Annotated in this window: 18 protein-coding genes; 10 read left to right on the top strand and 8 right to left on the bottom strand. The window is 42.9% G+C overall.

Annotated features, from left to right (window positions below):
- Positions 1-90: 90 nt before the first annotated feature.
- A complete protein-coding gene (locus tag C6W18_RS14335) occupies positions 91-1,704 on the top strand; it encodes a S8 family peptidase (RefSeq protein WP_223251718.1) in 1,614 nt (537 codons plus the stop codon).
- Between the two features lie 39 nt (positions 1,705-1,743).
- Here the strand turns inward: C6W18_RS14335 and C6W18_RS14330 are convergent, their stop codons facing one another.
- Positions 1,744-2,280, bottom strand: a complete 537-nt coding sequence (locus tag C6W18_RS14330; RefSeq protein ID WP_105927983.1) for a ribonuclease FAU-1 family protein — start codon at positions 2,278-2,280, stop codon at positions 1,744-1,746.
- Between the two features lie 191 nt (positions 2,281-2,471).
- On the bottom strand, positions 2,472-3,008 hold the full coding sequence (locus C6W18_RS14325; protein ID WP_105927982.1) for a GNAT family N-acetyltransferase: 537 nt from the start codon (positions 3,006-3,008) through the stop codon (positions 2,472-2,474).
- A 213-nt stretch (positions 3,009-3,221) separates the two neighbouring features.
- Between C6W18_RS14325 and C6W18_RS14320 the strand changes: the two genes are divergently transcribed.
- Positions 3,222-4,439, top strand: coding sequence for a multidrug effflux MFS transporter (locus tag C6W18_RS14320; RefSeq protein WP_034320506.1), 1,218 nt, complete (start codon positions 3,222-3,224; stop codon positions 4,437-4,439).
- A 28-nt stretch (positions 4,440-4,467) separates the two neighbouring features.
- Here the strand turns inward: C6W18_RS14320 and C6W18_RS20105 are convergent, their stop codons facing one another.
- From C6W18_RS20105 to C6W18_RS14310, 3 genes are read right to left on the bottom strand one after another with little or no spacing between them, the layout of a single operon-like run.
- Positions 4,468-4,629, bottom strand: a complete 162-nt coding sequence (locus tag C6W18_RS20105; RefSeq protein WP_189318100.1) for a hypothetical protein — start codon at positions 4,627-4,629, stop codon at positions 4,468-4,470.
- Positions 4,626-5,213 (bottom strand): DUF1700 domain-containing protein, encoded by a 588-nt coding sequence (locus C6W18_RS14315; RefSeq protein ID WP_034320504.1) that lies wholly within the window; start codon positions 5,211-5,213, stop codon positions 4,626-4,628. The genes C6W18_RS20105 and C6W18_RS14315 overlap by 4 nt, the downstream gene beginning before the upstream one ends.
- Entirely contained in the window at positions 5,206-5,523 is a 318-nt protein-coding gene (locus C6W18_RS14310; RefSeq protein WP_105927981.1) for a PadR family transcriptional regulator, read from the bottom strand. The genes C6W18_RS14315 and C6W18_RS14310 overlap by 8 nt, the downstream gene beginning before the upstream one ends.
- A gap of 210 nt (positions 5,524-5,733) precedes the next feature.
- Between C6W18_RS14310 and C6W18_RS14305 the strand changes: the two genes are divergently transcribed.
- Positions 5,734-6,168 (top strand): hypothetical protein, encoded by a 435-nt coding sequence (locus C6W18_RS14305; RefSeq protein WP_105927980.1) that lies wholly within the window; start codon positions 5,734-5,736, stop codon positions 6,166-6,168.
- 292 nt (positions 6,169-6,460) lie between these two features.
- Here the strand turns inward: C6W18_RS14305 and C6W18_RS14295 are convergent, their stop codons facing one another.
- Positions 6,461-7,291: a YitT family protein gene (locus tag C6W18_RS14295; RefSeq protein ID WP_034320763.1), complete on the bottom strand. Its 831-nt coding sequence runs from the start codon at positions 7,289-7,291 to the stop codon at positions 6,461-6,463.
- A gap of 335 nt (positions 7,292-7,626) precedes the next feature.
- Here C6W18_RS14295 and mmuM point away from each other — a divergent pair, with 335 nt between their 5' ends.
- The 3 genes from mmuM (at position 7,627) to C6W18_RS14280 (ending at position 10,764) form a co-directional block, all read left to right on the top strand.
- The gene (gene mmuM, locus C6W18_RS14290) at positions 7,627-8,565 is read left to right on the top strand and encodes a homocysteine S-methyltransferase (RefSeq protein ID WP_105927979.1); all 939 of its coding nucleotides are present in this window, start codon (positions 7,627-7,629) and stop codon (positions 8,563-8,565) included.
- Between the two features lie 47 nt (positions 8,566-8,612).
- Positions 8,613-10,016 (top strand): S-methylmethionine permease, encoded by a 1,404-nt coding sequence (mmuP, locus tag C6W18_RS14285; RefSeq protein ID WP_105927978.1) that lies wholly within the window; start codon positions 8,613-8,615, stop codon positions 10,014-10,016.
- Positions 10,017-10,143: 127 nt separating this feature from the next.
- Entirely contained in the window at positions 10,144-10,764 is a 621-nt protein-coding gene (locus tag C6W18_RS14280; RefSeq protein WP_105927977.1) for a hypothetical protein, read from the top strand.
- Positions 10,765-11,108: 344 nt separating this feature from the next.
- Here the strand turns inward: C6W18_RS14280 and C6W18_RS14275 are convergent, their stop codons facing one another.
- Complete coding sequence (locus C6W18_RS14275) at positions 11,109-11,591, bottom strand: hypothetical protein (protein ID WP_105927976.1); 483 nt, start codon at positions 11,589-11,591, stop codon at positions 11,109-11,111.
- Between the two features lie 104 nt (positions 11,592-11,695).
- Complete coding sequence (locus C6W18_RS14270) at positions 11,696-14,362, bottom strand: S8 family peptidase (protein ID WP_105927975.1); 2,667 nt, start codon at positions 14,360-14,362, stop codon at positions 11,696-11,698.
- A 243-nt stretch (positions 14,363-14,605) separates the two neighbouring features.
- Between C6W18_RS14270 and C6W18_RS14265 the strand changes: the two genes are divergently transcribed.
- Genes C6W18_RS14265 through mngB form a run of 4 tightly spaced genes read left to right on the top strand, consistent with a single transcriptional unit; the run spans position 14,606 to position 19,236 of the window.
- Positions 14,606-15,064: a PTS sugar transporter subunit IIA gene (locus tag C6W18_RS14265; protein WP_034320489.1), complete on the top strand. Its 459-nt coding sequence runs from the start codon at positions 14,606-14,608 to the stop codon at positions 15,062-15,064.
- A complete protein-coding gene (locus C6W18_RS14260; protein WP_034320486.1) occupies positions 15,061-15,390 on the top strand; it encodes a PTS fructose transporter subunit IIB in 330 nt (109 codons plus the stop codon). Before C6W18_RS14265 ends, C6W18_RS14260 begins: the two co-directional genes overlap by 4 nt.
- 35 nt (positions 15,391-15,425) lie before the next feature.
- Positions 15,426-16,544: a PTS fructose transporter subunit IIC gene (locus tag C6W18_RS14255; protein WP_105927974.1), complete on the top strand. Its 1,119-nt coding sequence runs from the start codon at positions 15,426-15,428 to the stop codon at positions 16,542-16,544.
- A gap of 28 nt (positions 16,545-16,572) precedes the next feature.
- Positions 16,573-19,236, top strand: a complete 2,664-nt coding sequence (gene mngB, locus C6W18_RS14250) for a mannosylglycerate hydrolase (RefSeq protein ID WP_105927973.1) — start codon at positions 16,573-16,575, stop codon at positions 19,234-19,236.
- Positions 19,237-19,271: the final 35 nt, after the last annotated feature.

Below are 19,271 nucleotides of genomic sequence, written 5' to 3'. Positions count from 1 at the left end.
GACTATGATTCTTCTAACCATCCATCTGATTTCTCCGATATAATAAAGAAAAAAAGACGGAGGTCATTTCGTATGCAAGGAGCCATTGCCTTGAAAAAGAAAATATTCGTGGTCATCGCGTTTCTTCTTGCGTTGACAACTGCTTTGCCCTTCCATTCGCAGGCAGCTGCACCGCCAAAAGAAACAGATGTCATCATCGTCTATAAAAACCAAAAAGGGAAGCAAACAGCTATTGAGGAAAGTGAAAAAGTGAACGCACAGTACATACATCTTCCCGCTGTCGCTGTGACAGCAGATGAACAAGCGGTCATCTCACTCAAAAAAGACCCAAACATCGCTTATGTCTCAAAGAATGTGAGAGTCAAACTAGCTTCTTCTGCCGTGAAAAAAACCGCTTCTATTACTGGTCAGGATGAATTGGTACAAAAATCTTACAACTTGCAAAAACTCAATGTGAAGCAAGCGATCAAAGAAGGCGTTACTGGGAAAAATGTGAAAGTAGCCGTTTTAGATACTGGCATTTTCCCACATGAGGATTTAAAGGTAGCCGGCGGTAAATCATTCGTGAATTACACGTCCTCTTACAAAGATGATGAAGGGCATGGAACGCATGTCGCCGGCACGATAGGTGCGCTCAATAACGATTATGGCATAGTCGGCGTCGCTTCTGGTGTGAAGCTGTATGCTGTGAAAGTGTTAGATAAAAAAGGTGAAGGCGACTTATACAGTCTGCTTCGAGGCATCGATTGGGCGATTAGCAATAAGATGGACATGATCAATCTGAGTCTAGGCTTCGAAGATAATATTCCAATTTTGCGTTCAGCTGTAGATGAAGCATACAAAAAAGGACTGCTGGTGGTCGCTGCAAGCGGAAATGATGGGAAGAAGAATCATATTAGCTACCCTGCGGCATACAATAGCGTCATTGCTGTCTCCGCAACAACTCCCAAAGACAAACTCGCGTCTATCTCCAATACAGGGAAAGGGATCGAATTTTCTGCCCCTGGCGAGAACGTCATCAGCACCTATTTGAAAAATGAATATTGGTATGCAACGGGTACATCACAAGCTGCACCGCATGTCACAGGGATGCTTGCGCTGTTAAAACAGCTTCATCCAAAGAAAACAAATGCACAGCTTCGCACCTTATTGCGCAGCTATACAGTGGATCTTGGCGCGAAAGGAAAGGATCCACAATTCGGCTATGGCCGCGTGCAATATATTCCGCAATCAACCTTTTTAAAGGCTGCGACCAGCGCTGTCAAAAAAGCCGAAACATCTAAAAAGCAGGCAGATGTCGATCAAGCCAAAACGAAAATCGACCGCCTCACTGCAAATAAACAAAAAACAGCACTCACAGAACGGGTGAAAAAAGTACAAGCAAACATTGATATCCGTTCCGCACGTGCAAAGGTCAAAACAGCCGAAAAAAACAAAACGCAAGGCACCATTAAAAGTGCCCAAACGGCCATTCACAAACTGAGCAAAGGCAAAGAAAAAACAAGCCTACAAAGCCGGCTTGACAAGGTGAAAAAGCAAGTCGCCTATCAAAAGAAAGTGACAGACGCTAAACAAAAGGTAAAAAAAGCGGAAGCCAAACGAACAAAGAAAACAAAAGCATCAGCTCAAACTGCTGTCAAACAACTAAAAGCATCCAAAACGAAAACAGATTTACAAAAACGATTAAATCGAATAAAAGTCTGACAGAAAAAATGATTCCTCGTATAAAGGAATCGTTTTTTTCTATTTCAGAATTGGCTCAAACAAAGTGTGATCGTATCTTCCTTCAGCATCTGACCTCACTTGATCGAGTATGCGTTCTAATGAATCGATCACATCCTCTAATGCTCGACGCACCGAACCATGTTCAAAAGTCGTTAAACTCTCCGGCAGTTCATCTTCATCTAAAACAAAGAAAGCACCATTCGGAAGAACGAGAAGATCAATGATTAAATCTTCAAAAATGACCTTCTGATCCTCGAACCATGTATTCCTGACCATATTAAAATAAGAACCAAGTTCATTCCCTTGATCATCTCTCCAGAAATATACATTGTACGGCCGATTCTTCCAATAATATGCGGTCGTATAGCTCCCTTTTGGAATCGTTACAGCACCATCACCTGCAATCATCGTGAACGTCTTTTCAATCTTGTGAAACAACACAACCTGCTCCTCCTGCGCGTTTAACAGCTGGCAAGTATGTTCCTCAACCTCTCCATCGTATCTCATTTTTCTCTCGATCACTTCACCCCAAGAATTTGCATGTAGCGGAAACAATATGTCACAACTCCTTTTGCATCTGCTTTCTCTTATTCCAGTATACACCGATTTTCTTTAAAGAAATAAAGGGGCATGTTCGGTCTACTCTCATGGGGTTTTTCATTTCTTGCGCTGCAATTGTGGGTGTAGTACTTAAAAAAGGAAGAGCCGTCCATGGGGACGTGCCCTTCCTTTTCTTGTACGGTATGTTATGAACCAGCTGGCTGTTCTTTTTTAATCACATACTGATAGCTCTTCACATGCGTCCCATTTTGATTCACAAATTCTTTATCAAGTGCACGCTCAAAACCCATTCTTTCATATAGACGAATGGCGGCCTGCATTTTATCAGATGTATGAAGATACAGGACATTCTCGCCCCATGATTGCGTCAGATCAATACTTTTACGTAACAATGACTCTGCAATTCCTTTTCCCCGGACATCAGGATCTACTCCTAAAAACCGGACAATGGCTGATGTAATGCCCATTTCAGGTTTGTCATACGCTTGTTCAGATGACCGGAACATTTGAAGCGTCCCTACCACCTTGCTCTCAAGCTCAGCCACAAGCATGAGCTCCATGTTCGGATTCTCTACAGCTGCTCGCAGTGCTGCAGAATAATTTTGCCAGCCTTCCTCTGTGAATTGAGGTTCATACTGTTCGTATGATTTAATCAGCACGTGTCTGATGGCCTCATGATCTTCTTTGACTGCTTGACGAATCATCAGCTCTTGCTGTTTCATGTCAGCACCTCCTGTTGTCTATTGATGGATATACGTATCATGCAATCACTGCATGCCGATGATCTTGTTCTTTTCTCTACTTATTCAATGTAAAGAGTCTCATTCGAAAGATCAATCATTTTGCATGAAATCAGTTTTGAAATTTTTGATTGAAAAGAAACGCTTGATTCATTATGCTGATTTGAGGAAGTATACAAGGAGTGTTGTCATCATATGAGTTCTTTATCCTATCCCCAAGAATCGAAGAAAAATCGATTTCTCCTTGCCGCGCTGCTTGGTTCTTTAACAGCTCTTGCACCGCTGGCAATGGATATGTATTTACCTGCTTTGCCTAATATCGCCCGTGATTTTGAAGCAAGCACGGCGCTGTCTCAGTTAAGTCTTATGGCTTGTTTGATTGGACTGGCGCTTGGACAGCTGATTGCAGGCCCGATCAGTGATACGATCGGCAGAAGAAAGCCGTTGATGATTGGCTTGATCATCTTTATAGCCGCATCACTTTTATGTACAGTGGTCACATCGATTTGGACGTTCATTCTTCTAAGACTGATTCAAGGACTCGCTGGTTCAGCAGGCATTGTGATTGCACGAGCCATCGTACGAGATCATTATGAAGGGTCAGAGATGACGAAATTCTTTGCACTGCTGATGTTAGTCAACGGAGTTGCTCCGGCAGCGGCACCTATCGTGGGTGGACAGATTTTACGCTTCACAACATGGCAGGGTGTGTTTGTTCTTTTAGGCATTCTCGGAGCATTGATGCTCCTAAGATCGATGTTTTCACTAAAGGAAAGCTTGCCTGTGGAACGCAGACAAACTGGAGGCTTTCAACAAATTCTAGGCGCAATGAAAATTCTGGCCAGTGATCGCCTCTTTGTTGGGTATGCCCTCTCACAAGGTCTTGTGTTCGCAGCGATGTTTGCCTACATCTCTGGTTCTCCATTTGTGCTGCAGGGTATTTTCAACCTTTCTCCGCAAGGCTTCAGCGCTGCATTTGCGGTCAATAGTCTTGGCATCATCACGGCTGGACAAGTATTTGCTCGAGTCGCTGTGAAAATTGGCGAGGAGAAAGTCCTTCGCATTGGTTTACTGACAGCTGCCCTAGGCGGTGTCACACTATTTATCATGATCTCCATTGATGCAGGATTGTATGGCATTCTCATTCCATTATTTTTTGTGGTCTCAAGCGTTGGGATTGTCGGTACCTCTGCGCCGTCTCTAGCAATGCAGCAGCACGGAGCGCATGCAGGGAGTGCGGCTGCGCTGATCGGTGTTGCGCAAATGCTGCTCGGCGCATGTATGACACCTCTTGTCGGACTAGCTGGAAGCCAGACCGCCTTTCCAATGGGCCTGATTATTATGCTTTGTGATCTAGGCGCGCTTTGCTGTTATTTCTTCTTTGTGGCCAGAGCAAAAAAAAGACCCGCATAAGCGGGTTTTTTCATGTCATCATCGCGTGCTACCAATTGATGGTGCGGAACACGTTGTTCTCATTTTTTGTGTGATATGCTTCTGGGTCAAAACCGGATAGCCCAAACCCAATCGCCGTTACAATGCACCCGGCAACGGTGAAGATCATGCCCCATTTAAAGCATTGCTTTTTGAATTCATTCACGTTCATATTCTCACGACCTTCTTTCTAAACATTCCCATGAATGCCTTAGTGGTTTGAACAGTCATTTGCACAAATAGCTTTGTCAAATACACCGTCGCAATGCCGCATAATAATCCAACACCTAATAGAAGAATACCAACACCAACCTGCGTCACCACCACATGCAAACCGTCCTGAAAGATAAATGGAGAACCAATGATGCTCCAAACACCTCCGAGCAGACCAGTCAACGTCAATGCACCTGTCACGAGCGGAATGCACCAAATGACCATATACACAGAAAGAATCAGCAGAATGACTGTTGCTAGAATACTGCCCCATAACGGAAAGCCTAAAATGAGGATGGAGAGCCTTGTGGCTTTTTCTCCAAACGTTGGCACCTGAGCGGTTTTCATTCCTTGTTCCTTCATAATCCCTTCAGCGATGATTGCAGGCTGCCCGACTTGATGAACCGCTTCCTGTTCACTGTAGCCATCCTCCTGATAATCCTCGATCATTTCATCGTAATATTCGATAAACCGGTCACTTTCTTTTTCGCCCAGACGATGCAGATGCTTCTCTAAGCTGCTTAGAAACTCTATTTTATTCATTGCCCTGTCCTCCAGAAATAAAGTCGTAAATCGCCATCACCTGATCCCATTCCTCTAAAAATTGCGTCATATGCTCCTGGCCGCTTTTTGTCATCCGATAGTACTTTCTTAATCGACTGTTATGTTCTTGGGAATACGTCTCCACATAATTGTTTTGCTCTAACCGCTTTAAAATCGGATATAATGTCGACTCGGAAATCTCAATACATTGAGACATATCTTTAATGATTTGATAACCATAGGAATCGCCTTTCTTTAATACCGCCAGCACACAAAATTCCAGTAATCCTTTTTTTAATTGTGCATTCATGTTTACAACTCCTAACCATTTATACTATACAATACATAGTATAATGTGACAAGAGGTATATCTGTGGAAATCCAAATATCACTTCTTTACAATGCTCGTTTCATTAAGAGTATTTATACTCAGATGAATTATGATCAACCGTAATATATTAGAAATTTATCTGTTTATTTCATTTTTTTAGAGGAATAAGTTTAATTTTATGGAATTAATATGATTTCACTGATTCAGAAAAAAACGTTGTTAAAATTAAAGAGGAAGGATGAAAATTTAAAAATATCTACGGATAATACCGTAACTACAGAATTCACAACCCAAGCTGTTCCAAAAGGCGGCTCTTACATGGGAAAATTCAGCTATTCTTATAACATAAAAAATGTAACAATTGGGCTTGCTGCAGCAAGCATCTCTGCTGTTACTAAAGCTCCAGTTAGTGTGATTACAGCTATTATTGCATTTCTTGCTGGCACATCCACCACACTGTACTATACAGTTTTTCAATACCGATATGCTTTTAAATGTAATGCTTATCCTTATTTTAATCATACTAAGTTTTACGAAAACTCAACTCAAAAAAAAGTGATGAGAACGGAAAAAAGTGGCAAATTCTTTTCAACTCAACCAATACCGGCTAGTTGTAGACCTTAAAAAAAGAGGAGTTGATGATCTTGAATAGAGCGTTGAGCAATTACCTCACGTTAGTTATTACATTAACTTTATGTTATACCGTGTATTTGTTCATCTTCAAACAACCTTTTACCATTACACCCATCATCCTGTTTGTGGTGGGAGCGGCCATTGCTGAGTGTATACGTTTTTTCGTTCTGAAAAGTAACGAGAAGAAAGATGATACCTTGAAAAAATAGTCACTTAAACATAAGATCACTCAACATATGAAAAGACACCCCCACTTTAAATTGGAGGTGTCCTTTTTTACTTTTTATATATTCACAAATCCTTCTCCAAACACATCCCGCACGTCATGAACAACAACGAATGCATCCCGATCAATTTTCTTAATAATTTTCTTTAAACGCATAAGCTCCTGTTTTTGAATGACCGCATAGAGAATTTCCTTCGATTCCTTTGAATAATGACCGCGTCCGTTTAAAATTGTCACGCCTCGGTCCAGGGTGTGATTGATTTCTTCGGCAATATCATCTTTACATGAAGAAATTATCGTGACCGCCTTTTTCGTGTTGAGTCCTTCTATGACGAAGTCCATCACCTTTGTGGCGACGTAAAGCATCACAATGGTAAACATTAATTTTTCCGCACCAATAATGAAGTAGGAAGCAAATACGACGATCAGATCAAAGAACAAGATGGCATAGCTCACGTTCCAGTCTAAATACTTGTTGGCAATTCTTCCGAGAATGGCCGAACCCGCCGTTGTACCGCCTGCTCTTAACACAAGACCAATTCCAATACCGATGATAATTCCTGCGAAAATCGCTCCAATAATCAATTCATGTACATTCACGACCCATGTTGTGGTCAGGTGTAGAAATAGGGAGTTACTTGCGACGGCAACCACAGTATATATCGTCGTCTTCTTGTCCAAATATTTATACCCCACCAGCAATAAGATGGCATTAAACACAAGATTTGTCAGCCATGGTGCGATCTCAAACAAATAATAAAAAATGATGGACAGCCCCGTTACGCCGCCTTCACCAAATTCAAGCGGAATGACAAACATGTTCACAGCTGCGGCAAATAAAAAAGAACCAATGAGAATCATCGCAATGTCTTTTACACATTTTTTCAATTTTTTCTTTCCTCCTTTTTTAAGCATATAAAAAACCCTCTTTCTGCACGAAAGAAGACAGTCGTTGGACAAAATAAAATCAAAAGACAGCGCCTTTTGATGATGCTTTCTGAAATGAACCTTTCCATAATATATATCTCTTTTTAGAGGCTGTCAATGACTTGGTTTTCTATTATTTTGACTGCATGTTTATGCACGGAAACCCGCATGTTTTCAGGGTTTTTCCGCCAGCTTATGCTTTTTCCTCTCCTTGACAAAAACACTTTAGTCATTTAAACTACTGCCTCATATCATACCCATTATTTCCGATCTAAAAAGGAGGCTGTTCTATTCCGATGAACCCCATTCAAAGCCGTTTACAGGCTCACGCACCTTTGATTTTAGACGGTGCACTTGCAACGGAGCTTGAACGAAAGGGCTGTGACTTAAACGACAGTTTATGGTCAGCCAAAATACTCATTGAACAGCCAGAATTGATTCAGCAAGTACACTTGGACTACTTCCAAGCAGGTGCTGACTGTGCAACAACTGCCAGCTACCAAACAACGATTGATGGCTTCGCTGAAAAAGGCTATACAAAAGAAGAAGCAATTGAACTCATGAAACGATCTGTCACTTTAGCGAAAGAAGCACGTGATCTTTTTTGGCAGGATGAAACGCGTCATGAAGGGCGGACAAAACCCTTTGTCGCTGGATCTGTAGGACCATTCGGCGCTTATTTGTCTGATGGTTCAGAATATAAGGGAAATTACGGACTCTCAGAGCAGGCACTCATTGATTTTCACAGACCAAGAATTCAGGCATTAGTCGAGGCTGGTGCAGATATGCTTGCGTGTGAAACAATTCCTTGTCTGGTTGAAGCAACGGCCATCGCAAAGCTGCTGCGGGATGAATTCAGCGGTGTATATGCTTGGATCACGTTTAGCGCAAAGGATGACCTGCACATTAGTGAAGGTGATTTGCTGAGAGAATGTGTACAAACACTTGAGCCGTTTGAAGAAATTGCTGCTGTTGGCGTGAACTGTACTCCGCCGCAATTCATCTCTTCTCTCATTCAAGAGATGAAAAAGGGGACGAGCAAACCGATTGTGGTGTATCCAAACTCAGGTGAATTATATGATCCTGAAGAAAAGGTATGGAGCGGAGATACGTCTCACCATACCTTTGGTGAATGTGCACATCAATGGTACAAAGACGGCGCGCGCATCATCGGCGGCTGCTGCCGGACGACACCAGAAGATATTACTGACATCCTCAAACGGACAACATCGTAGCATCATGAATCAACACACATACTTCTAAGCAAAAAGGGCGGGAAGACATGGAACAAGCAAAAGATCAGTCACAACAATATCAACGAAAAATGACGAGCCGACACCTGTTCATGCTTTCGCTAGGCGGCGTCATTGGAACAGGGCTCTTTTTAAGCTCTGGGTATACCATTAGTCAGGCCGGGCCTGCGGGAACGATTCTTGCCTATCTTGTCGGGGCATTAATTGTGTACCTCGTGATGCTCTGTTTAGGTGAGCTGTCTGTTGCAATGCCGGTTACAGGCGCTTTTCATACATATGCAACAAAATACATTGGTCCTGGCACTGGCTATACGGTCGCTTGGCTTTACTGGCTGACGTGGACAGTGGCACTTGGTTCGGAATTTACAGCGGCAGGACTTTTAATGCAGCGCTGGTTTCCAGACACATCGGTTTGGATGTGGAGTGGCGTGTTTGCTCTTCTCATCTTTTTACTCAATGCATTTACAGTCAAGTTCTTTGCAGAATCAGAGTTTTGGTTTTCTAGTATTAAAGTGATGGCGATCATTCTCTTTATTATTCTTGGCGGAGCTGCGATGTTTGGCTTGATTCCATTAAAAGGCGGTGAGGCCGCTCCGTTCTTTTCTAACTTTACTGGAGAAGGCGGACTTTTCCCAAACGGCTTTTTACCGATTTTAATGACCATGCTTGCCGTCAATTTTGCTTTTTCGGGTACTGAATTAATTGGCATTGCTGCGGGTGAAAGCGTCAATCCAAATGAGACCATCCCGCGGGCGATACGAACGACAGTGCTGCGTCTTGTCCTGTTTTTCGTCGGAACAATCGTTGTTTTAGCCGGCTTGATTCCAGTAGAAGAAGCCGGGGTGATCAAAAGTCCATTTGTGGTGGTTTTTGATCGGATCGGTATTCCTTATGCTGCAGATTTCATGAATTTTGTCATTTTGACGGCGATCTTATCAGCAGCCAACTCGGGGCTATATGCGTCATCTCGGATGCTCTGGTCGCTTTCTGAGGAACGGACACTGCCTAAGAAACTGGCGAAGTTGACGTCAAAAGGAATTCCTTTGAATGCACTCATTTTAAGTATGATCGGCGGTATCCTCTCTTTGCTATCGAGTGTCATCGCACCAGAAACGGTGTATCTTGTTCTTGTTTCGATCTCTGGACTGGCCGTTGTTGTGGTCTGGATGGGGATTGTTGCCTCACAGTTCATGTTTCGGAAAAGATTTTTGCAGGATGGCGGGCAGCTCCATGATTTATCCTTTCGAACCCCGCTCTATCCAGTGGTTCCGATTGTTGCCTTCTTCCTGTGCCTTGCATCTGTGATCGGCATTGCCTTTGATCCAAATCAGCGGATTGCCCTCATCTGCGGCATTCCTTTCATCGCACTCTGCTATGCTGCATATTATGTGACAGCTTGGATTCAGAAGAAACGAGAAGAACCTGGTGTCTAACATCAGGTTCTTTGTTTTGTTTTAAAAACAGCCTGACAAAAAAGGATATCGCTAGAAAAAGAAGCACAGTTTGGTATATGATAGGAATCTATGATTTTCAGGATGAACCAAGGGAGTTGTCGCTGATATGGAAATGACCATTACAAGAGCATTAAGTGAACTGAAAATGTTAGATAAGAGAATCAACCGAACCGTTGATGAAGCCGTACTTGGTGGATTGATGATCGGGAAACATATACAGCATGGATTTCAGAATCAAGAAGAGATTGAAAAAAAGGCGAAAGCAGATGACCAATCGATTCAAGCTTTAATCAAACGGCGAAATGCCATTAAATCAGCCATTGTCGTGTCAAATGCTACGACAACGATTGATGTAGCGGGTGTCAGCATGACGGTGGCAGAAGCCATTGAACGCAAGACGTCCATAGATTACGATATTCGTTATTTACGGAAATTGAAAAAGGTCTACACAGAGCTAGTGGACAGAGCCGAACAAACAAATGAAGATGTGAAAAAGAGACTGGATCAGCATTTAGAAACCTTGTTTGGTAAAGACGGAAAAACACAAGCGGCTGCCAACCAAGAGATCGTCAAGTCTTTCCTAGCTGAAAATGAGGCAACGATCATTGATCCGCTTCGTCTTCGTGTGAAGATTGATCAGCTTTCGAAAGAGATTGAGGATTTTCAAATGGAAGTTGATTTTTCCTTGTCTGAAAGCAATACACTGACGAAAATACAGATCGATTAATGGATTTTGTTAGTGAGCCGAAAATCGATAGAACTAAACACCTCTGAGGGAAAGGTCATTCCCTCCTCATCTGATGATCATCTTAGGATGATCCTTGATAAAAGTTCAAAGCTGAGCGTTCAAGGATCAAAGCTCAAGTGTCAAAGTTCTTATCCATCAAAGCTCAGGATTAAAAGCTAAAAGCTCGATCGAATCTGGGAATAACGGCTGATGAGTGTTTGTTTATCGACTCTTTCGGTTGCCGCCCAGCAGGCTTGCTAACAAAAAGAAAAGGATGTCAGTTGTTGACATCCTTTTTTCTATGAAAACGACAGAGCTTTCGCCAAGTCGCCTCTTCCAGCAGATTAGTAACGTGATGTATATGCCAAATGATACACACTTGTGACATTTGAAGATAGCGTGATGTCGTTTGAAGTGAAGGTCACTGGAACGATATCGTAATAATGTGTAGACCAGCCAGCATTATTGTATGTACGGTAGCCTGCACCTGAAGGTACTTGAATCGTCAGTGAAAATTGTCCATTCTCGTCCGTTGTGCCTGTCGCTGTTTGAGCCAATGATTTGATCGCTGCTTCAAAATAAAGCTGGATTGACTGATTGGGCATAAGGTTTCCGTTTGTATCTTTTAGTGTCCCTTTAAAAGTAGCTGGATAATACGCACCCACTCTATATTTACTGCCAGCACCGTAATTGACCATACCACCGTCTGCTGCTGTGACACTTGTTACTTGTACAGATGCTGGTACTGCTCCTGTTTCCTCTGCATGTGCAAAGGCTGGGAATACGAGAAGCAATGATAGAAAGAAAGCAAACATCATTTTTTTCATCGATAAATCCTCCTTTTTTTTCCTGCTATATTACTATCGACAGTAATTGGCATTTTTCCAGTAACAAACAAAAAACTTCCCTTTTAGAAAGGGAAGCTCCAAGACTATTTTTTCACGACAACTTTCACCGCTTTACTTTCTCTTTTTCTCACATCTGAAGCGGTCACATACAAGACCGTTTTGGCCTTTTGCGGCTTGATTTGGGCAGTAAATGCGCCCTTACTATTGGTTTTCACCGTTTTGATGACTTTTTTTGATTTGTTTTTTACTTTAATGGTCAAACCTGCACCCGCAGTCCCTTTGACCGTTTTACTTTTGACCGTTACTTTGCCCACCTTCGGCTTAGCTGGCGCTTTGCCCTTTTTCACGACTGTTTTGAGAGAAGTAGCGGCCTTTCCTTTTGAAACCTTGATGTGCAGCACTTTGTTTTTGTTCTGATGCTTGATCTTCACACTAAAGGTTCCCTTTTTGCTTGCTGTGCCTTTCCCGAGTAATGTCTTGCCTCTATACACAGAAATGGCCGCGCCTGCTTTCGCTTTTCCTGTCACCTTCTGATGCTGATCCTCTACTTTGTTGACAGATGCATTCAGTTCAACAGCACTTAATGCGGCAAATGCATTCAGTCTGCCATGTCCTGTCATCCAATCGATACCAGGAATTTTGGGATCGACAATTGGTTCTTCGTTTTCGTCATAGAAAACGTCATCTTTTCCATCAACAGATGTAAAGGAAATATCATCTGCTGTACTTTGCAAAATAGTTCTCACTTGATTTGGCTTCAAAGATGGATTTTTAGAAAGCAATAATCCTGCTGCCGCTGCAACATATGGTGTAGCCATTGATGTCCCGCTAAGGTAGGAGACATTCCCATCAGGCATTAAGCTTGGAATATCAGAACCTGGTGCAGACATGCTCAGTCCTTTACCATAGCTTGAGAATTCAGCGGCAATATCCATGCGATTGCTTGCGCCAATCGCCATTGCGTATTTTGAAGTCGCAGGATAGCCCATTTCTGGAATGCCATCATTTCCACTCGCCACGACCACTAGTACATTTTTTTGTGCAGCGTAGTTCATCGCATATTCAATCACCCTGCTGTAGTAGCCGCCAAGACTCATGTTGATGACCTTTGCGCCTTTGTCCACTGCATGCTTGATTCCAAGTGCAATATGCTCTGTATCTCCAAAGCCATAGGCATCCAGCACCTTAACCGGGATGATGCCCGTGTGTTGGTTGAGACCTGCCATTGAGTAATGATTATCGGATTTTGCGGCAATGATGCCTGCCACATGCGTACCGTGTCCATTGTCATCTATCGCATCTTTGTTTCGTCCAATGAGATTCGCACCTAAGTCTGTACGAACAGTCCCGCTTAAATCCGTCAAACGACTGTCTACACCTGTATCCACAACAGCAATTAATGTTTGCTTCATTTTGCTTGTGCCAATCAGTGTATTCATTTGTTCAAACTTGACGTCAGCGCCTTTTTTCCCGCTGTTTTGCGCACTGTTTTTCAGCGGCCATTGGTAACCATACTGCGTATCGTTACTAAGCGCGCGATAGGTTTGAACAGGCTCTGCAAATTCAACATTTGGCATGCTGGACAGCTTTCTTGCAGTGCTCTTGATGACAGCTTTACCTGCTTTTAGTGTCTTTCCAGCTGATTCTTGCCCTGCTGGCACATCATAGACATACATTCCTTTGAATAAAGGACTTACTGTCTGCGATGTCACACGGTTTTCTTGGATGCCATAGCTTTTCATCTTCTTTTTCGTTGATTGAAGCGTTTGGCCATCCTTTAATTTAAAAATGATTTTGTTTGTTTTAACCTTTTCTTCTTTTACAAGCTTTTGCTTTTCTAGTACATATCCGACCGATTTTCCTTCAAGCTGATCGATTCCAATTTTTTGACTCACTGCTTCTAATTCCTTCTTTAAATATGCCGGACTTGCCTCTTTGAGCATATCCAATAGGGAGCGGATCGCCTGTTGTTCTTTCTTTGTCACGATATGACCGCTAAATGCACCATTTTTCTCTACGTCACTTAACAGTGTTTTTAACGTGAGCAGATGATTGTATACCTTTTGCTGCTCTTTTTGATGTTTGATGAGCTTCGATTTGAGAAACGGCTTTGTCTTTTGGAGCAGACGCGCAAGCTTCTGACCATCTGCTGTTTCATTGAATCGTTTATCTTCGATTGTACGAATCGATTGAAGAATTTCACGCCCGTGCTTTTTCTCAATGATAATGATTTCAGGCTCATCATCTTCAGGAAAAACGGGTTCAGAAGGCGGAAGTTTGGCTCCTTTATACTCGATTGTATATGCCGCATCCTCTTCCTCATCACGGGTGTCTTCCTCTGACCCTAAATAGAGCACTTTCACATAATAAGGACCTGACCATGCATGCGGGAAGTTTATCTCTGTCTCTCCGCTTGCTGTATCCACACGATATCTTGAATAAGTGTCATCCTTCATCGCTCTGTCCTTACTTGGATAGACCGTTACAGATAACATTTGTTTACTTTTTACAGAAATTTGCATATGCGTATGTTTTGCCACCTCTTGTGCAGATGGCGTGATTTGGTACCATGACTCTTCCTTTTCATTCTGTAATGCACCTGAGATGACTTCACCATTTTTCAACCCAATGGCTTCATTGACATTTGTTCCTTTACTGGCAGCTGCTGCCTCGTAGCCAGGTAGTGCCGCCATACATAGAATGATGGCCATGAGTACGATCACACAGGATTTGACCTGCTTTTTGAACATGAAAAGACCCCCTTATTCTTTTACAATACCTTGGAAGAATATCACAGAAAGACATTTAGTAGAATCAGTTTTTTACATAATTAAACTCGTTTTAAGCTAGGATTTGAGATATTCAGATAGCAAGGCGAATAGCTTCATAAACTTTTTGCCATTTCAAACGGAAAATGATGCTATTTAACCATGACAAAAAGTACATTACAATCAACTTGTAAGCGCTTAACAAACAAGAGAGAAGGGATCAGCTTGTTCCAAAAAGATCATGTTTTTACACAAGTAAACGGTCAATCAAAGAATGAGATTTTACAATACATTTCCGAGAAAGCTGAAGACCTTCATATTACAAACGATCAGTCGGGGTTATTAGCAGATTTGTTGAAACGCGAAGACGAAGTCTCAACAGGGCTTCAGCAAGGCTTTGCCATTCCTCATACAAAAAGCTCCACTGTACAAACGGCTTCACTTCTCTTTTTAGAACTTGAACAGCCCATTGAATGGGGAAGCTTCGACGATTTACCAACAAGCTATTTATTTACACTGCTGGTTCCACTAGAAGAGGCAAATGTCACGCATCTGAAACTACTATCAGGCATTGCCACTAGCTTAATGGAACCTGCTTTCATCGAAAAGATTCAACCCGGTCAAACAGCTGATTATTATTACGAAGTCATTGAACAACAATTGAAAGAGGGGATTACACAATGAAAATTGTCGGTGTCACTTCATGCCCAGCAGGGTTAGCTCATACACCAATGGCAGCAAAAGCATTAGAGAATGCGGGTAAACAGCTCGGACACGAGATCAAAATCGAACAGCAAGGAATTATGGGACAGGTGAACGGCATTACACCAGAGGAAGCAAAGCAGGCAGATCTTTGTATCATTGCCTCAAATCAGCATATTAACGATGCAGAACGCTTCTCAGGCATTCCCACTGTACGTGTCGAGATCGGACGCGCCTTAAAAAATGCCGAGCAAATCATCACAAAAGCCGTAGCACTTGTTGAAAAGAAAAAGTCTGAATCTCAATAAACATGAGCAATGCCATATAGAAAGGAGCAAAGAAAATGAAAGCAAAATTAAAAGTCATTGAAGGCCATCTCATGACCGGTATTTCTTATATTCTTCCTGTGATCATCGGTGCTTCACTTATCGTTGGTTTAGCAAAATTGGTCGGTTTAGGGTTTGGTGTTTCAGATTTAAACACCTATAAGGATGCTGGCGGCATATTGCACGGTGCCTATTTAATGGAGCAAGTTGGCTGGACAGGCATTGGCTTAATGAACGTCCTGCTCGCTGGATTTATCGCCTATTCCATTGCAGATAAATCAGGTCTTGCGGCTGGTTTTATCGGCGGAGCCCTTGCCAGCTCAACGAATGCTGGATTTATCGGTGCTGTTATTGCAGGCTTCTTCGCAGGATATGTCGCTCTTTTTGTGAAAAGAAAAATTCAAATTCAAGGCTCTGCAGCCGGACTTGTTCCTCTGCTCATCCTACCGCTCATTACCGTTGGCTTAACCGGACTTCTCATGTCCGTTCTGCTAGGCGGGCCATTAGGCGCTTTGAACACGGCATTAATTGAATGGATCAAAGGCATGGTTGCTGATGGAACAAGCACACTCGCGCTCGCTTTGATTTTAGGCGCGATGATTGGATTCGACCTTGGCGGACCGGTGAATAAATCCGCTTGGATGGCGGGTAACGCGCTCTTCCTATCAGGTGTTTACCTCCCTGCCATTCTCGTCAATATTGCGATTGTCATTCCGCCGCTTGGGTACGGACTTGCGACATTGATTCGAAAACGTAACTTCTCCCCAACCTTTAGAGAAGCCGGACGAGGCGGCCTTGTCATGGGGATTATCGGTATTACAGAAGGAGCAATTCCTTTTACCCTCGTCAATCCTTTGAAATTGATTCCACTGAATGTCGTCGCTTGTGCTGCTGGGAGTGGGGTTGCTGCATTATTAGGTGTTCATGACATCATGCCGCCAATTGGTGGACTATATGGCTTCTTCTCAGTTGGAAACTGGTGGGCTTATTTAATCGGTGCCCTTACTGGCGCACTCGTCATCGGTATTGGCGCCAACCTGCTTGTGAATTTCTCTGAGAAAAAAGAGCCTCAAAAGCCAGAACATAATCAGAAGCAGAAAGAAGAAGACGATTTTGACCTTGTGCTAGAAGGATAATTTGAACAAAGAAAGGTGTCGTTGATCAATGACTGTCAATGTACATGTGATTCCACATACTCACTGGGACCGGGAATGGTATTTCACCACCTCCCGCTCCCGTATCTACTTAATGAAAAGCGTAATGGACATTTTAGACACCCTTGAAACAGATGAAAGGTTCCATTACTTCATGCTCGATGCCCAGGCATCATTATTGGATGATTACCTCAAATGGCGTCCAAAGGATGAAAATCGAATCAAAAAGCTCGTCACGGCCAAACGCCTCATCATCGGTCCATGGTATACACAAACCGATCAACTCGTTATTTCAGGTGAATCGATTGTAAGGAACCTGCAATATGGAATCGAGCGTTGTCAGCAATTCGGCCATGTGATGAAAGTCGGTTATGTCCCTGACTCCTTCGGTCAATCCGCACAAATGCCACAAATTTATCAAGGCTTTGGCATTGTAGATACAGCATTTTGGCGCGGCGTTTCTGATCATATGACGAATCATACAGAATTCAATTGGCGTGGCGCTGACGGCAGTGAAGTCTTTGCTGTGAATCTGCCATTTGGCTACTACTACGGTGGAAATATCCCTGAGAAGGATGAGGACTTACAGGCCTTTCTGTCTGAAAAAATCGGTGCGCTGCAAGCAAAAGCCACAACAAAGAATGTCTATTTTCCAAATGGCTTTGACCAGGCACCTATCCGCAAAAACCTGCCTGACTTATTAGAAAAAGCCAATGAACTTGACGAGCATCACTATCAAATCAGCAGTCTAGAAGATTACATTGCAGCGGTGAAAAAAGAGCGGACATCTTTTGATACATTACAAGGAGAGCTCATTCATGCGAAGCATATGCGAATTCATAAATCTATTTTTTCAACAAGAGCAGATTTAAAAATCTTAAACAATCAAATTGAAAACTATCTCGTTAATGTGATGGAGCCGATCCTAACGATCAGCTATTCACTCGGGCACGATTATCCACATGACACCGTTCGTGATATTTGGTACCTCATGTTTGAGAATGCAGCGCATGACAGCATTGGTGGCTGTAATAGTGACACGACGAATCAAGACGTCTTCTTCCGCTATAAGCAGGCAAAAGAAATCGCCGAAAACCTTGTGGACTTACACATGCGTCTCATCGCTATTCGCCTGCAAACAGAGCAAGAAATCACGTTCACTTTATTTAATACATTGCCTTCAAAGCGTTCTGAAGTCATTGAAGTCGAAACCTTTATTACGGAACGTCCTTTTACGCTAAAAGACGCAAACGGAAGAACTCTTCACTACACGGTGAAAAGCAAAACGGATGTCACTGATTATGTCTTGGCACAGCAAATTTCTCTTAACCCAAGCAAAGAGGTGTACATGCCAAAACAAGTATGGAAAGCTGTTTTGCTTATTGAAGCAAACGACTTACCATCAGTTGGTTATACACAAGTCAGCATGGTTTTCGATGAATCAAGTGAATCCGTTTGGGAACAAGCAGAAGGCCGAGTGATTGAAAATGCATATTATCGAATTTCTGCAAATGATAATGGATCACTCGAGATCACAGATAAGCAAACAGGTCAAACCTTCTCTGAGCAAATGATCTTTGAAGACAATGGAGACGATGGGGATTCCTACAACTATTCACCACCGCGCGAGGATCTGTATGTGTCGTCTAAAGATATTTCATCAGCGGATATCACAGTGTCTAAAAGCGGGTTACAGGAGGAGCTCACCATCCAGCTTCATCTCACTGTCCCGTATGACTTAGAGGAACGATCGGAGCAAAAGGTCACGACTTCACTCCCGATCACAGCGAAGGTGGCTTTAAATAAAGATGAGTCTGTCATCCGTTTTCATGTGGATGTCGACAATCATGCATTAGACCATCGTATGAGGGTACTCTTTGATACAGGCATCGCGTCAAACGTATCACTGAGTGATCAACAGTTTGGGACAATCGAACGCCCAACAGAACTGACGCAAGAGCTTGAATGGTGGAGCAATGAGCATTGGGAAGAAAAACCGATCACCATTGAACCGATGCAATCCTTTGTTGCACTTCGTGATGATGCGTATGGTGTCGCTCTGTTGACCGACTGCGTGAGAGAATACCAAATCACAGGCGAAGGCTACACAACGATTGCTTATACCCTCTTCCGCTGTTTCGGAAAGATGGGGAAAGAAAATCTGCTTTACCGTCCAGGCCGGGCATCTGGGGAAAAAATCGTTGAGACACCTGACGCTCAGCTTCAAGGCGCGCTATCGTTCTCATTTGGCATGCTCTATAGCAAAGAAGCGGTAAGTGAAGGTCACTTAGCGCAGCTTGCCAAGCGGTATACTACTCCGGTTCAATGCTATGAACGAGCTGACTTTTTAAACGGTCGTTTAATTTTCTCTTTCCGAGATGAAGAAGAAGACTTACAATCTACTTATAGCCTGCTTGACATCGAAACAGACGGAGCCATTCTAAGCGCCTTGAAAAAGGAAGAGCATGGAACAGGTATTGTCATCCGTCTCTTCAATCCATATTTAACGCGTCAAACAGCCGCTTCAATCAATAGTTCATCTCTACAACACGGAGAAACAGCGAATTTAGGCGAAACACCTGAAGGACATATACTCAAAGCACAACATGGATCATTACAGATTGAACCGCTCACACCTTGTCAGGTACAAACCTACATTGTAAAGAAAAAATGAACATGTAGGGGCGGGATCCATTTGGATTCCGTCCC

The sequence above is a fragment of the Bacillus sp. LLTC93 genome (genome assembly GCF_002993125.1).
Lineage (GTDB): Bacteria > Bacillota > Bacilli > Bacillales > Bacillaceae > Bacillus > Bacillus zhangzhouensis.
The sequence above is the reverse complement of the archived record's forward strand: the minus strand, read 5'-3'. Positions and strand labels throughout refer to the sequence as shown.

Excerpts from the sequence above, each read along its gene's own strand:
- C6W18_RS14280 (WP_105927977.1), top strand. The coding sequence starts at position 10,144 with ATGGAAATGACCATTACAAGAGCATTAAGTGAACTGAAAATGTTAGAT.
- C6W18_RS14275 (WP_105927976.1), bottom strand. The coding sequence starts at position 11,591 with ATGAAAAAAATGATGTTTGCTTTCTTTCTATCATTGCTTCTCGTATTC.
- C6W18_RS14310 (WP_105927981.1), bottom strand. The coding sequence starts at position 5,523 with ATGAATGCACAATTAAAAAAAGGATTACTGGAATTTTGTGTGCTGGCG.
- C6W18_RS14260 (WP_034320486.1), top strand. The coding sequence starts at position 15,061 with ATGAAAATTGTCGGTGTCACTTCATGCCCAGCAGGGTTAGCTCATACA.
- C6W18_RS14325 (WP_105927982.1), bottom strand. The coding sequence starts at position 3,008 with ATGAAACAGCAAGAGCTGATGATTCGTCAAGCAGTCAAAGAAGATCAT.
- C6W18_RS14320 (WP_034320506.1), top strand. The coding sequence starts at position 3,222 with ATGAGTTCTTTATCCTATCCCCAAGAATCGAAGAAAAATCGATTTCTC.
- C6W18_RS14315 (WP_034320504.1), bottom strand. The coding sequence starts at position 5,213 with ATGAATAAAATAGAGTTTCTAAGCAGCTTAGAGAAGCATCTGCATCGT.
- mngB (WP_105927973.1), top strand. The coding sequence starts at position 16,573 with ATGACTGTCAATGTACATGTGATTCCACATACTCACTGGGACCGGGAA.
- C6W18_RS20105 (WP_189318100.1), bottom strand. The coding sequence starts at position 4,629 with ATGAACGTGAATGAATTCAAAAAGCAATGCTTTAAATGGGGCATGATC.
- mmuM (WP_105927979.1), top strand. The coding sequence starts at position 7,627 with ATGAACCCCATTCAAAGCCGTTTACAGGCTCACGCACCTTTGATTTTA.
- C6W18_RS14255 (WP_105927974.1), top strand. The coding sequence starts at position 15,426 with ATGAAAGCAAAATTAAAAGTCATTGAAGGCCATCTCATGACCGGTATT.
- C6W18_RS14305 (WP_105927980.1), top strand. The coding sequence starts at position 5,734 with ATGATTTCACTGATTCAGAAAAAAACGTTGTTAAAATTAAAGAGGAAG.
- C6W18_RS14270 (WP_105927975.1), bottom strand. The coding sequence starts at position 14,362 with ATGTTCAAAAAGCAGGTCAAATCCTGTGTGATCGTACTCATGGCCATC.
- mmuP (WP_105927978.1), top strand. The coding sequence starts at position 8,613 with ATGGAACAAGCAAAAGATCAGTCACAACAATATCAACGAAAAATGACG.